Below are 12,832 nucleotides of genomic sequence, written 5' to 3' on the forward strand. Positions count from 1 at the left end.
TAATTTAAGCTTGAGTTGAATGTTACATGTGACCGTTGAAGATAACAATAAAAAGAAGCACATGAATTTTAAAAGTTTTTTAATAACCGTTGTAACTGTTTTTTCAGTAGTAAATACATTTGCGCAGGCGAATATATTGAATGCAAAATCTCCAGAGGAGATTGGTGTTAGAACAGAAGCACAAATAGCTATTGATAACGATCAAGCGTTACCATACGGGTATGTTGACGACAGAGATATTTTATTCTCTAAAATGACATGGGAAAAAGTTGTTCTTGACGAGCGTGCTAACTTCCCGTTATACTACCCTATTGATACAAACAATATTGGTAGCGATAGACGATCATTATACGATGTGCTTATGAAAAACATCAAAAATGGTAATATAGAAAACATTTATGATGATTCTTATTTCACAACAAAGCGTACTTTAAAAGATATTGAAGCTGCATTATCTAAAGTTGATACTACCGAGTTAGGTATTGAGCAACTAAATGCTGGTGAAGAATTATCTGGAGAGTATATAGACAGAAGAGACATTACCGCTGCAGATATTACAGAATATCATATAAAAGGACTTTGGTATTTCGATAAGCGTCAAGCTGAAATGAAATACAGACTCCTAGGAATTGCTCCTGTTTCGCCAGATGTGAACTTTATTGACGAAGAAGAACCAGATTTAGTAGAACTATTTTGGGTATTCTTTCCAGACGCAAGAGATGTTTTGCATGAAGCAAAATCGTTTAATAACGAGAATAGTGCTATTCCATTTTCTTTCGACCACGTATTAAATTCAAGACGTTTTCATGGGTATGTTTACCAAGAAGAGAATGTACAAGGCGATAGGAAGATTAATGAATATGTCGCTCAAAACGCTCTTATGCAACTGTTAGAGTCAGATAGAATTAAAACAAAAATTCGAGACTTCGAACTTGACATGTGGACTTATTAATTTACATGATAAATTATAATACAAGAATGCTCACTTTTAAGTGAGCATTTTTTTTATAATCATTTTGAAGCCAAAAACCATTTTCTAATTACCTTCGCATCAAGATGAAAGTAGATTACATTATTGTTGGTATAGGTTTAGCAGGAATAAGTTTCTGCGAGCAATTAATTGCTAATAATAAAACCTTTGTGGTTTTTGATGACGCCTCTCAAAAGTCTTCAACCGTTGCAGGCGGGTTGTATAATCCAGTGGTTTTAAAACGCTTTACACCAGTTTGGAAAAGTAAAGAACAATTGGATCTTGCCTTGAAAATGTATTTTGAAATAGAATTAAGACTCAATACCATACTAGATTATAAAATTCCAGTATATCGTAAGTTTGCATCACTAGAAGAGCAGAACAACTGGTTTGCAGCTTCAGATAAGCCATCTCTTTCTAAATATTTGTCAACTAATATTGTAAAGAATAAAAATGAATCAGTTAATGCACCTTATGGATTTGGTGAAGTTTATGGTACAGGAAGGATTGATGTTAAAACATTAATTAGTGCATATAAATCTAATTTAACAAACGATAACTTATTTGTTGAGAGTGCTTTCAGGTATGAGGATGTTGAGGTATTGGGTAATGGATTTAATTATAAGGGTACAACCTCAAAATATATTGTATTTGCTGAAGGATTCGGAATTACAAAAAACCCGTTTTTCAAACATTTACCACTCGTACCAACAAAAGGCGAGCTGCTTACCATTTATGCTCCCGAATTAAAAATTGATTTTGTATTAAAAGGCCCCGTATTTTTAATTCCATTAAAGAAGCATCACTATTTAGTTGGTGCTACTTATGAATGGAAGAATTTAACGAATAGTGTTACATCAAGCGCTAAAAACAAGCTTTTAACTAAACTAAAAACTCTCATAAATTGTTCTTTCAAAGTTGTTAATCAAGTAGCTGGCGTTCGTCCAACAGTAAAAGATAGACGTCCTTTAGTTGGTGAGCATCCTGATATTAAAAACATGTTTGTTCTTAATGGATTGGGTACACGTGGTGTTATGATTGGTCCGTATGTTTCAGAGCAACTTTATAAGCTTATTGAGACGCAAGTTCCGTTAGAAAAGGAAATTGATATTGCTCGATTTTAATAAGTTTTCTTGAAGCTTATTTTTTAGCTAAAGACTTATCGTAATGCATAAAAAAATTAATCCAAATATTTCTGGAAAGTCTTAAAATAACAGGCATAAAGATTATAAGTGTAGCTACAATTGTAATAAATACAACGTGTATACTTGCATTAAATACAAAAAAAGAAATAACAAAAGCAGCCACCGCAAAAGCAATTCCAACTGGGTAACTTACATACATCGATCCGTAGAAGAATGAAGGTTCAATTTTATATTTAGTACCGCAATTACTACAAGTTTCATTCATAGCAAGCGCTTCAGATAGAATATAAGGATTCTTGTTCTTAAACATAGATTCCTCATGGCATTTAGGGCAGGATCCTGTAAAAATACTGTATAATTTATTCCCTTTTTTAAACATAATAATTGTGTATTTTTGCCAACGCATTAAAGCACTGCAAAGATAACTTATTAAGTATATAAGGTTTGCAATAAAAGTTACAATTCTATGATGAACATTCATAATTTATCGATTTCATTTCAAGGCGAATACTTGTTCGAGGATATTACTTTTAAACTTGGTAATGGAGATAGAATTGGGCTTATTGGTAAAAATGGGGCGGGAAAATCAACAATGCTTAAGATTTTATCTAAGGAAATGGAGCCTGATACTGGGCAGATTGCTGCAGATAAAGAATTAAAAATTGGGTTTTTAAAACAGGATATCGATTTTGATTTTGGACGAACCGTGTTAGAAGAGTCTTATGAAGCATTTACCGAAATAAAGCAACTCGAAGCTCAAATAGAATCTATTAATACACAATTGGCTGAACGCACGGACTATGAAAGCGATAGTTATCATCAGCTAATGATTGATATTAATGATATTCAGCATCAATATGAAATAGCTGGGGGTTATAATTATCAAGGAGATACAGAAAAAATACTTCAGGGTTTAGGGTTTAAGCGAGAAGATTTTAATAAACTAACCGATACATTTTCTGGAGGTTGGCGTATGCGTATCGAACTTGCAAAGCTTCTTCTTCAGAATAATGATATTTTACTTTTAGATGAACCGACAAACCACTTGGATATAGAATCTATAATCTGGTTGGAATCCTTTTTGAAAAATTATTCTGGAGCGGTAGTAATTGTATCACACGATAAAATGTTTTTGGATAATGTAACAAATAGAACAATAGAAATATCCTTGGGGCGTATTTATGATTATCCGAAGCCATATTCTAAATATTTAGTGCTTCGTGAAGAGTTAAGAACGCAGCAATTGGCATCTCAAAAAAATCAACAAAAGCAAATAGAACAAACAGAAAAATTAATTGAAAAGTTTCGAGCTAAAGCCTCTAAAGCTACCATGGCTCAATCGCTAATAAAAAAGTTAGATAAGATAGATCGTATTGAAGTTGATGAAGATGATAATAGTGTAATGACTCTTAACTTTCCAATTTCAATAACTCCTGGAAAGGTTGTAGTAGAAGCCGAAAGAGTTTCAAAGAATTATGGAGACAATCAAGTGCTTAAAAATATTGATCTACTTATAGAGCGCGATAGTAAAACAGCATTTGTAGGACAGAATGGACAAGGAAAATCAACTTTAGCAAAAATTATAGTTGGAGATATTAAGTATGATGGCTATTTAAAACTGGGACATAATGTACAAATAGGATATTTTGCCCAAAACCAAGCAGAATATTTAGATGGTAATAAAACTGTTTTAGATACCATGATTGATGCTGCAAACGAAACCAATAGGAGTAAAGTTCGCGATATATTAGGGTCTTTTCTCTTTAGAGGAGAAGAGGTTGATAAGTATGTTCGTGTATTATCTGGGGGAGAACGTAATAGACTTGCTTTAGCAAAGCTTATGCTTCAGCCGTTTAATGTTTTAATAATGGATGAGCCTACCAACCATTTAGACATTAAATCGAAAAATGTTTTGAAAGAAGCATTATCAAGATTTGAAGGCACTTTAATTTTGGTGTCTCACGATCGTGATTTTCTTCAAGGTCTTACCAATATAGTCTATGAGTTCAAAGATCATAAAATAAAAGAGTATCTAGGGGATATCGATTATTATTTAGATGCTCGTAAGGTGGATAACTTACGTGAAGTTGAAAAACGTACCGTAGTTAAGCAAACCCCAAAAGAAAAGAAGCAACAGTCTTATGAAGACCAGAAAAAAATAAAGTCATTAAACAACAAACTTAGTAACGTAGAATCTAAGATAAACCAACTAGAGCGAGACATAAAAGCTATTGATGTGCAGTTAGAGGTGAATTACGAAGAAGTAACCTCGCAACCAAATTTCTTTGATAATTACCAAAAGAAGAAAGCCGAATTACAAGAGTTAATGCAAAAATGGGAGGACGTTCAACTGGAAATTGAGCAGTTCATCGATTAGTAAATGTTAAAGTTTTGTGTATTTCGTCGAATAAAATAGATTTTAATCTATCTACAAGCTACTTTCGTAGGAGAATTAATCCCAAATTTATTCGACATGAAGACATTAAAACTTATAGTTGCCTGCTTTTTAGTTTCGGCATATTCCTTTGCAAATGTATCGTCTATTGAAAAAGAGGCTTTAATAGCCATTTATAATACAACCAATGGTAGTGAATGGAATGTAACCTGGGATCTTACTACTTCTGTAGATACATGGCATGGTGTTCAAGTTGAGGATAATAAAATTGTTGAAATCAATTTACAATTTAATAATTTACAAGGAACACTTCCTTCAGAAATTGGCAACCTAATTAATCTTAGAAAGTTCAATTTAGGTTTCAATAAAATAACAGGAGAGCTTCCAGTTACCATCCAAAATTTAAAAGAGTTAACTTCATTAGAATTATATATGAATGCTTTAGAAGGTAACATACCTTCAGAATTAGGCACTTTAAAAAACTTAGAATCATTAAAATTATATAGTAATAAGTTTTCTGGAAATATTCCAACTTCACTAATGGAATTAACCAACTTAAAAGAACTTTTATTGGGAAGCAATTTTTTAACAGGAACCATCCCAAATCAGATATATGCTTTAACTAAATTAGAAAAGTTAAGCTTGATGGATAATAAAATGGATGGTGAGATTCCAGTTGAAATTGCTCAGTTAGAAAATTTAGAAGAGTTACTATTATCTACAAATCAATTTTCTGGAGATTTACCAATGGAGTTTTTAAATCTTAAAAAGTTGAATACCATTATGGTAAGTGATAATAATTTAAATAACGATTTCACAACCTTTTCTGGAAACAATCCACCAGATTTAATTTTCATGGAATTACAAAACCAAAGTGCAACAGCAACTATGGATATAGAAAAAGAATAGTAATGTAATAGTTTATCATAAATTAGTTAGTTAGTAAAAAGCAGATAATAATTAATCTGCTTTTTTTTATTTTTGAATTTATGATGGAACATTTTTTTATTTGCCCTCATTGTTGGGAAAACATCTCTATGCTTTTAGATAATTCTATTTCATACCAATCTTATATTGAGGATTGTGAAGTTTGTTGTAACCCTATTCAAATGGTAATTAAATTTGAGAATACCAATTTAGTAAGTTTTCAAGCAGATAGTATTGAGCAATAATTTTTGTTTTTTATGTTTGCTAAAGTTAAAAAGGGTTGTATATTTGCAGTCCGAAATGATTTGGTCGGCATTATGAACCGAGAGTTAAAAGCTAAGACAATCATTTTATATTATATCGCGGGATAGAGCAGTAGGTAGCTCGTCGGGCTCATAACCCGAAGGTCACTGGTTCGAGTCCAGTTCCCGCTACTAGAGAAGAAAAGTCAGCATTTTTGCTGGCTTTTTTTATTTTACAATCTTTTGAATCCATTGATATACTTGAGAGTGATCCCGATTCTCACTTCAATGAGATATCTCGAATTTTATCTTGATTACATTCGAAAAGCTCACAACTTCTCTTTATTTATATAATAAAACATTGTTTATTAGTGATTTTTATTTTTTGTAACTTTTGTTGAACTCACGTTAGTTAAGTAAATATACATTCCTAAGTTTATATAAATAAATTGGTAAAAGACAAAATATATACATATATTTGGTAAACCAAACTGGTAAACCAATTTAGCTTGTAATGCAACCTTTAAACAGAATAGACTTTGTTAAACTAATATCGATAGCAGGAAGATTCGTGCCACTATTAGGCTTCTCAAATTCCCTTCATGGATTTCATAATTACGATGTAAACAAGGAACTATCTGTACATATATTCTCAAAGTATTTACAGTTTTTAGATTATAGGATTAAAGGAGAAGTGGCGGTTCAAATGGGTTTTTCAGGAGTAGATCTAGCAGTTAGACCCAAAGGATATGTATTACCCGAACAGATAAAAATTGATTTGCCTAAAGCAGTGAGTGATATTAATACTGCTGGTTCACATTGCGAAATGATAACCACAAGTATTGAGAATATTAATAATTCATTGGATGTTGATATTATTGAAACAGCTACTAAACAAAAAATAAACTATTATCATGCAAATTGGTTTAACTATATCGCTGGTAAATTATTTCAAGAGCCCATTGCTATATATAAAGAGCAAATAAAAGAATTAAGCATTTTTAATAGTAATTATAATATAATTGGCTGTTATAAAAAACATGAAGGTAAAAAGGAGGGAGTCTCCTTTTGGGAAATAAAACGAATATTAGAGTATTCAGATTTAAATTATTTTGGAACACAAAATGACATTAGACACGCCAAAACAGAAGGTGATCACTCTTGGATAAGTGGCTTCAAACTTTTGTATGAGCATATAAAAGTTATAGTATTAAAAGGTTTTAATGGGGTGTATTTAATGGTAAATGGAAAGCTGTTAACGTACCAATTGATAAGAGTATGCTAGATTTTGATGCATATTTCAAACTTTTGAAAAAGTATAAATTAAACACACTAGTATCACTACATTTAGATTATGAATTGGGAGGTGCTGAAACAGGATATACTAAAATTTTAGTAGATAGAAAAATCGTTTTTGATGCCGTGAAAAAAGACTTGAATATCATTCAGAAAATATGGAAACACGCTTAACAAAAGCTTTAAAAATGATTAAGATATTAAATTAGAAATAACAAAACACATGAAGAAAAGAATATTCATTTTATGCTTAGTCATTTTATCATTTGCTTGTAAGGAGCAAGTAAATACTAACATCATTAAAGTCGCTACTATTGAAGAGTTAAACAGTGCCATCGAAAATAGTAAACTGGCAGATCACATTGTTTTAGCCAATGGCGTTTGGAAAAATGTAGAAATAAAATTTCGAGGACAAGGCACGAAAGAAGCCCCGATATTTTTAAGAGCTGAAACCCCTGGTAAAGTGATTATAGAAGGTGAATCTTATTTAAAGTTTGGAGGCGAATATTTAGTAGTGGAAGGCTTATATTTTAAAAACGGATTTTCCCCATCAAGTTCAGTAATCGACTTTCGAATTAACGAAACCGAGGTAGCAAATAATTGTAAAGTTACCAATTGTGTTATCGAAGATTTTAATAAACCAAAAAGAGATAATAGCGATTTATGGGTAAATTTTTGGGGTAGACATAACGAATTAAGTAACTGTTATATGGCAGGCAAAACGAACCGTGGTCCTACCGTTAGAGTTAACTTGGTAGGTATTGAAAGCATTAATAATCATCATCAAATTATAAACAATCATTTTGGGCCAAGACCTGTAAAGGGAGGTCCAAGTGGAGAAACTATTCAAATAGGAAATAGTTTTACATCTATGACTCCTAGTTATACTATGGTTGCAAATAATTTATTCGAAGAATGTAATGGAGAAGTTGAAGTTATTTCAAGCAAAACCAATTTCAACGAGTTTAGAAATAATGTATTTTATAAAAGCGAAGGTTCTTTAGTTACGCGTCATGGAAACTATTGTACAATTGATGGGAATTATTTTATAGGAGACGCCAAAAACAAAAATATTGGAGGTATTCGTATTATTAATACTGGGCATTGGGTAACAAACAACTACTTTTTTAATATAAAAGGTGAAAATTTTAGAAGCCCTTTAGCTGTTATGAACGGTATTCCTAAATCACCGCAAAACAGATATAATCAGGTAACCGATGTTGTGGTGGCTTATAATACCTATGTAAATTGCAATTCACCATGGCAGTTTGGTGTAGGAACCAATATTGCACAAGCTGATGTTTTACCAAAATCTGAGATACGTTCAGCAAGACCCATAAGAACTATGGTGGCTAATAATATTATTTATAATGATGAGGCAAGCGAATCGATTGTTATGGAGCATGATAAAGTAGACGGTGTTACATTTAAAAATAACATAGTAGAAAATCAAGGAGTAAAGGTTAAAGATTATAATAAGGGAATTACATTAGCTTCATTAGAATTAAAAGAAATATCGGAAAATATTTTAATTCCTACAGGTGTTCTAGATACCATTAGTCTATACCACGGTTTTGATTTTAATACAATTTCAAAAGATATATTTGGAAACTCAAGAGCAGGGAACAACCGTATTGGAGCAGTTGTGAATTCAAATGTTCCGAATCCTAATATTTTGGATAAATCAAAATATGGAGCGGGTTGGTTTTCAAATGAAACAATAGTAAAAGAAGCTGTAACACATATTGTAGATAAAGCATCCGATTTTCAAACTAAAATAAATGAAGCAAACAATGGAGATATTATAGCCTTAAAAGAAGGTGTTTATAATATAAATGAGTCTTTAGAAATAAATAAAACTATCATAGTTCAATCTCAAAAGAATGGCAAAGTACAAATTATTTTTTCTGGAACTAGAGGTAGGTCTTTGTTCGAATTATATCCAAAAGGGAAGTTAACTGTGAAAGGTTTAGTATTAAAAGGAAACACTTTAAATTATGCCTTTTCTAGTTTAAAAGAAAACATGTCTAATCATTTTGGATTAACTGTTTCAGAATGTGAAATCAGTGATTTTAATTATGCTTTAAAAGTTTATAAAGAATCATTTGCCGAACGTATTACATTTGATAGTACATCAATTTCTAACTGTGAAAATGGAATAGAATTATCTGAAGAAATCAATGATAAAGGTGATTATAATACAGAGTATTTAACTATTGATAATTGCAATTTTAATAATGTAAAACAAAATGTTATAGATTATTACAGAGGCGGTTATGATGAATCTACTATCGGCGGAAACCTGTTAGTAATCAATAGTACATTTACTAATTGTGGACCAAAAGAGAAAACCCAAACATTATTAAATCATAGAGGGATTGTAAATGTAAATATTACCAAAAACATATTCAAAAACAATACGGTTAAGTATGTTTCTATTCTTTGGGGAGCAAAAAATAATTCACATTCAGATAATCAAATCTCTAACTCTGGGAAAATTACAGTTGAAGAAAACTTAAAAATGAAATTGATGTATTAATACCACTCAAAAGAAATCAAATTTAATATGGAAAAACCATTATTCATTATAATTATACTATTTACAGTAGTTTCGTGTAAAAATAATTCTAAAGTTACTTCAGTTGAAACTGTTCAAATTAAAAATGAAACAAAATTTCCAAGTGATGTTATTCCGTTTATGGATAAATGGAAGATTCTTTTAGGAGATGGAACCCGATCTGAAAATTTAGTTAATTTCCAAAAAGATGATTTTTTTTATGTAGAAAGGGATGAAGATACAGATTGGGTTGTTTATAAAACACCAAATTCTGGTGTTACTTCAAGAACATCAAGCAATACCAGAACAGAATTAGGCGAAAAGAAACATTGGATTCCAGAAGAAGGTGGGAAATTAACTGGTATTTTAAAAGTAATGCATGTTTCCACGACTGGAAATGCAAATGTATCATCTTCATATTCTGTGGTAATAGGTCAGATTCATAGCGATGAAGGGCATGAAAATGAACCATTAAAAATCTTTTATAAAAAATTTCCAGACCACAAAAAGGGTTCTGTTTTTTGGAATTATGAAATCAATACCGAAGGAGATAATTTTGGAAGATGGGATTTTTCAACAGCAGTCTGGGGTTATGATTTTTCTGTTGTAGGAACAAGTCCAACAGAGTATCCAAAAGAGCCAGAAGATGGCATTGCTTTAGGAGAAGAATTTAGCTACGAAGTAAATGTTTATAAGGGCATTATGTATTTAACATTTATAAGTAAAGGTCATGAAACTATAAAATTCGCAAAGAATTTATTGAAATCAGATTTTGCAAAAAAATCAGATATTCCCCAACAAGTATTAGCTACCTACGCTAAAAGAGGTCGTGATGGTCTTGAACGTAAAAATGCATATGCAGGTGAATTACAGTTTTTTAAGCAAGGTGCTTATAATCAAGCTAACGGGAAGTCTACTAAATCAGAAACATATAATGGTGATATAGAAAAACAATATGCAAATGGGAGCTATGCAGAAGTTTGGTTTAAAGCTGCTACTTTAAGTGAAGGAACTCAAATAACAAGAGAAAATGATTAGTTTTAAACATTATCAAATAATACTATTAACCTTGTTCTTAGTCTTTACATCTTGTAAAGATACTACAGTACAAACAGATTTAAAAGTTTTAGATACTCAACATCCTAGTTTAATTTTAACAAAACAAGGTGTTAAAGATATAAGAGCGCAATTGGGTAATATTCCAATTTTCGATAAAACTTTAGAAAATGTAAAGGCAGAAATTGATGCAGAAATAGAACTAGGAATAGAAACACCAATACCAGTAGATTATTCTGGTGGATACACACATGTTCGTCATAAGCGTAACATGGTAGTACTACAAAAAGCAGGTGTATTGTATCAAATTTTAGATGATGAGAAATATGCTAAGTATGTAAAAGATATGTTAATGCAATATGAGGAAATGTATAAAACATTACCACTGCATCCAAAAACAAGATCATATGCAAGAGGCAAATTATTCTGGCAATGCCTAAACGATTCCAACTGGTTGGTTTATGTAAGTCAGGCTTATGATTGTGTCTATAATTATTTATCTGAAGAAGAACGCAATACGCTAGAAACTAATTTATTTAGACCATTTGCCGATCATATTTCTATAAACAGTCCGCAATTTTACCAAAGAGTGCACAACCATAGTACATGGGGAAATGCCGCTGTTGGTATGATTGGTTTGGTAATGAACGATCAAGAATTAATTGAACGTGCTTTATATGGGATTAAAGATGTAGGTTTAGATAAAACTGCCAAAGATGATGATGGGGGGTTTTTAAACAAAAATGGAAAAGCTGGGTTTTTAGCAAACATAGAAGAACCTTTTTCACCAGATGGTTATTATAATGAAGGGCCATATTACCAACGTTACGCTATGTATCCTTTTTTAATTTTTGCAGAAGGATTACATAATGTAAAACCAGAACTAAAAATATTTGAATACAAAGAAGGTGTATTGTTAAAATCGATTAATACTTTGTTAAATTTATCTGATGCAGATGGTGAATTTTTCACGCTTAACGATGGTCAAAAAGGAATGTCCTATTACAATAATGCTTTAGTTACAGCAGTAGATATTTCGTATCATTTTGGTGCTCAAGATCCAGGTTTGCTATCAATAGCCTCTGCTCAAGACCGTGTTTTATTAGATAATTCTGGTTTAGCAGTAGCACTTGGTATTAAAAATGATAAAGCAAGACCTTTCAATAAAAAATCTATTAACCTATCTGATGGATCAAATGGAAAACAGGGTGGTGTTGCTGTGTTAAGAAATAAAGATATTGAATTAGTTTTTAAATATACAGCCCAAGGATCTAGTCATGGCCATTATGATAAGTTGTCTTATTCTTTATATGAAAACGGCGAAGAGATCCTTCAAGATTATGGTTTATCACGATTTGTAAATATCGAGCAAAAAGGAGGAGGAAATTACCTAAAAGAAAACAAGACTTGGGCAAAACAAACCATTGCACATAATACAGTAATACAAAATGAAACCTCTCATTTTAATGGGAAGTATGAAATAGGAAGTCAGTATCATTCGGTACTAAACTATTTTTCCACAGAAAATGATAACGTTCAAGTTGTAAGTGCAAAAGAAAATAATGCATATCCTGGAACAGAAATGCTCCGTACAATGGCAATTATAAAAGACGAAGATTTCGAAAAGCCATATATGTTAGATATTATGAAGGTAACTTCTAATAAAGCAAACAAATATGATTTCCCCTATTACTTCTTAGGGCAAGTAATACAAACAAACTTTATTTATAAAACGCCTAATACATTAAATACTTTAGGGAACAAAAATGGATATCAACATTTGTATGTTGAAGGAATAGCAAAAGCTTTAAATGAAAACAGTAAATTATTGTGGTTAAATAAGGGTAAGTTTTACACTTTAACCTCAGTAACTAATAGTGAGGATGAGTTAATGTTTACAAGAATAGGAGCAAACGATCCAGAATTTAATCTTAGAAGAGAGGCTGCAATAATGCTAAGAAGAAAAAATACTAAAAACACACTTTTTGTATCTACTATTGAAGCACATGGAGCATACAGCCCAGTTACAGAATCTGCTGTAAACTCAAACAGTAGTATAAAAGAATTAAATATTGTTCTAGATACTGAAGATTACACAGCAATAGAAATTGTAAATGTAAATGGTAATACCAAGCTATTTATTACAGCAAATATAAATACTTCAAAAGAAGCAAAGCATACGTTAAAAATCAATGATAAGAATTATGAGTGGTCAGATTCTTATTATTTTAAATAAATAAAAAC

General features: G+C 31.2%; 11 protein-coding genes and 1 tRNA gene. 11 read left to right on the top strand and 1 reads right to left on the bottom strand.

Going from position 1 to position 12,832, the window contains the following annotated elements; genetic code table 11:
* The first annotated feature begins 61 nt into the window (after positions 1-61).
* Together gldN and Q0739_RS06420 are read left to right on the top strand one after the other, a co-directional pair.
* Positions 62-952: a gliding motility protein GldN gene (gene gldN / locus Q0739_RS06415; protein ID WP_298237977.1), complete on the top strand. Its 891-nt coding sequence runs from the start codon at positions 62-64 to the stop codon at positions 950-952.
* A gap of 104 nt (positions 953-1,056) precedes the next feature.
* Positions 1,057-2,094 carry an FAD-dependent oxidoreductase gene (locus Q0739_RS06420; RefSeq protein ID WP_298237879.1) on the top strand — a complete coding sequence of 346 codons (1,038 nt, stop codon included), beginning with the start codon at positions 1,057-1,059 and terminating at the stop codon, positions 2,092-2,094.
* Between the two features lie 16 nt (positions 2,095-2,110).
* On the opposite strand, the gene Q0739_RS06425 is transcribed toward Q0739_RS06420, so the two are convergent.
* Positions 2,111-2,494 (bottom strand): DUF983 domain-containing protein, encoded by a 384-nt coding sequence (locus Q0739_RS06425; protein WP_298237978.1) that lies wholly within the window; start codon positions 2,492-2,494, stop codon positions 2,111-2,113.
* An 87-nt stretch (positions 2,495-2,581) separates the two neighbouring features.
* Between Q0739_RS06425 and Q0739_RS06430 the strand changes: the two genes are divergently transcribed.
* The 9 genes from Q0739_RS06430 to Q0739_RS06470 all read left to right on the top strand — a co-directional run bounded on the left by Q0739_RS06430 (position 2,582) and on the right by Q0739_RS06470 (position 12,824).
* Positions 2,582-4,492, top strand: a complete 1,911-nt coding sequence (locus tag Q0739_RS06430; RefSeq protein ID WP_298237880.1) for an ABC-F family ATP-binding cassette domain-containing protein — start codon at positions 2,582-2,584, stop codon at positions 4,490-4,492.
* A gap of 96 nt (positions 4,493-4,588) precedes the next feature.
* On the top strand, positions 4,589-5,419 hold the full coding sequence (locus tag Q0739_RS06435; protein WP_298237881.1) for a Two component regulator three Y domain protein: 831 nt from the start codon (positions 4,589-4,591) through the stop codon (positions 5,417-5,419).
* 80 nt (positions 5,420-5,499) lie between these two features.
* Positions 5,500-5,682, top strand: a complete 183-nt coding sequence (locus Q0739_RS06440) for a CPXCG motif-containing cysteine-rich protein (protein WP_298237882.1) — start codon at positions 5,500-5,502, stop codon at positions 5,680-5,682.
* Positions 5,683-5,798: 116 nt separating this feature from the next.
* Positions 5,799-5,871, top strand: a tRNA-Met gene (locus Q0739_RS06445).
* 322 nt (positions 5,872-6,193) lie between these two features.
* The gene (locus Q0739_RS06450) at positions 6,194-6,964 is read left to right on the top strand and encodes a sugar phosphate isomerase/epimerase (protein WP_298237883.1); all 771 of its coding nucleotides are present in this window, start codon (positions 6,194-6,196) and stop codon (positions 6,962-6,964) included.
* A 23-nt stretch (positions 6,965-6,987) separates the two neighbouring features.
* Positions 6,988-7,149, top strand: coding sequence for a hypothetical protein (locus tag Q0739_RS06455; protein ID WP_298237884.1), 162 nt, complete (start codon positions 6,988-6,990; stop codon positions 7,147-7,149).
* A gap of 49 nt (positions 7,150-7,198) precedes the next feature.
* Positions 7,199-9,514, top strand: coding sequence for a chondroitinase-B domain-containing protein (locus Q0739_RS06460; RefSeq protein ID WP_298237885.1), 2,316 nt, complete (start codon positions 7,199-7,201; stop codon positions 9,512-9,514).
* Between the two features lie 27 nt (positions 9,515-9,541).
* Positions 9,542-10,570, top strand: coding sequence for a polysaccharide lyase family 7 protein (locus Q0739_RS06465; protein WP_298237886.1), 1,029 nt, complete (start codon positions 9,542-9,544; stop codon positions 10,568-10,570).
* Positions 10,563-12,824 carry an alginate lyase family protein gene (locus Q0739_RS06470; RefSeq protein WP_298237887.1) on the top strand — a complete coding sequence of 754 codons (2,262 nt, stop codon included), beginning with the start codon at positions 10,563-10,565 and terminating at the stop codon, positions 12,822-12,824. Before Q0739_RS06465 ends, Q0739_RS06470 begins: the two co-directional genes overlap by 8 nt.
* Positions 12,825-12,832 lie beyond the last annotated feature (8 nt).

This window comes from uncultured Algibacter sp., assembly GCF_947487605.1.
Taxonomy (GTDB): Bacteria; Bacteroidota; Bacteroidia; order Flavobacteriales; family Flavobacteriaceae; genus Algibacter_D.

Coding starts and splice junctions, on each gene's coding strand:
- gldN (WP_298237977.1), top strand. CDS start 62: ATGAATTTTAAAAGTTTTTTAATAACCGTTGTAACTGTTTTTTCAGTA.
- Q0739_RS06420 (WP_298237879.1), top strand. CDS start 1,057: ATGAAAGTAGATTACATTATTGTTGGTATAGGTTTAGCAGGAATAAGT.
- Q0739_RS06425 (WP_298237978.1), bottom strand. CDS start 2,494: ATGTTTAAAAAAGGGAATAAATTATACAGTATTTTTACAGGATCCTGC.
- Q0739_RS06430 (WP_298237880.1), top strand. CDS start 2,582: ATGATGAACATTCATAATTTATCGATTTCATTTCAAGGCGAATACTTG.
- Q0739_RS06435 (WP_298237881.1), top strand. CDS start 4,589: ATGAAGACATTAAAACTTATAGTTGCCTGCTTTTTAGTTTCGGCATAT.
- Q0739_RS06440 (WP_298237882.1), top strand. CDS start 5,500: ATGATGGAACATTTTTTTATTTGCCCTCATTGTTGGGAAAACATCTCT.
- Q0739_RS06450 (WP_298237883.1), top strand. CDS start 6,194: ATGCAACCTTTAAACAGAATAGACTTTGTTAAACTAATATCGATAGCA.
- Q0739_RS06460 (WP_298237885.1), top strand. CDS start 7,199: ATGAAGAAAAGAATATTCATTTTATGCTTAGTCATTTTATCATTTGCT.
- Q0739_RS06465 (WP_298237886.1), top strand. CDS start 9,542: ATGGAAAAACCATTATTCATTATAATTATACTATTTACAGTAGTTTCG.
- Q0739_RS06470 (WP_298237887.1), top strand. CDS start 10,563: ATGATTAGTTTTAAACATTATCAAATAATACTATTAACCTTGTTCTTA.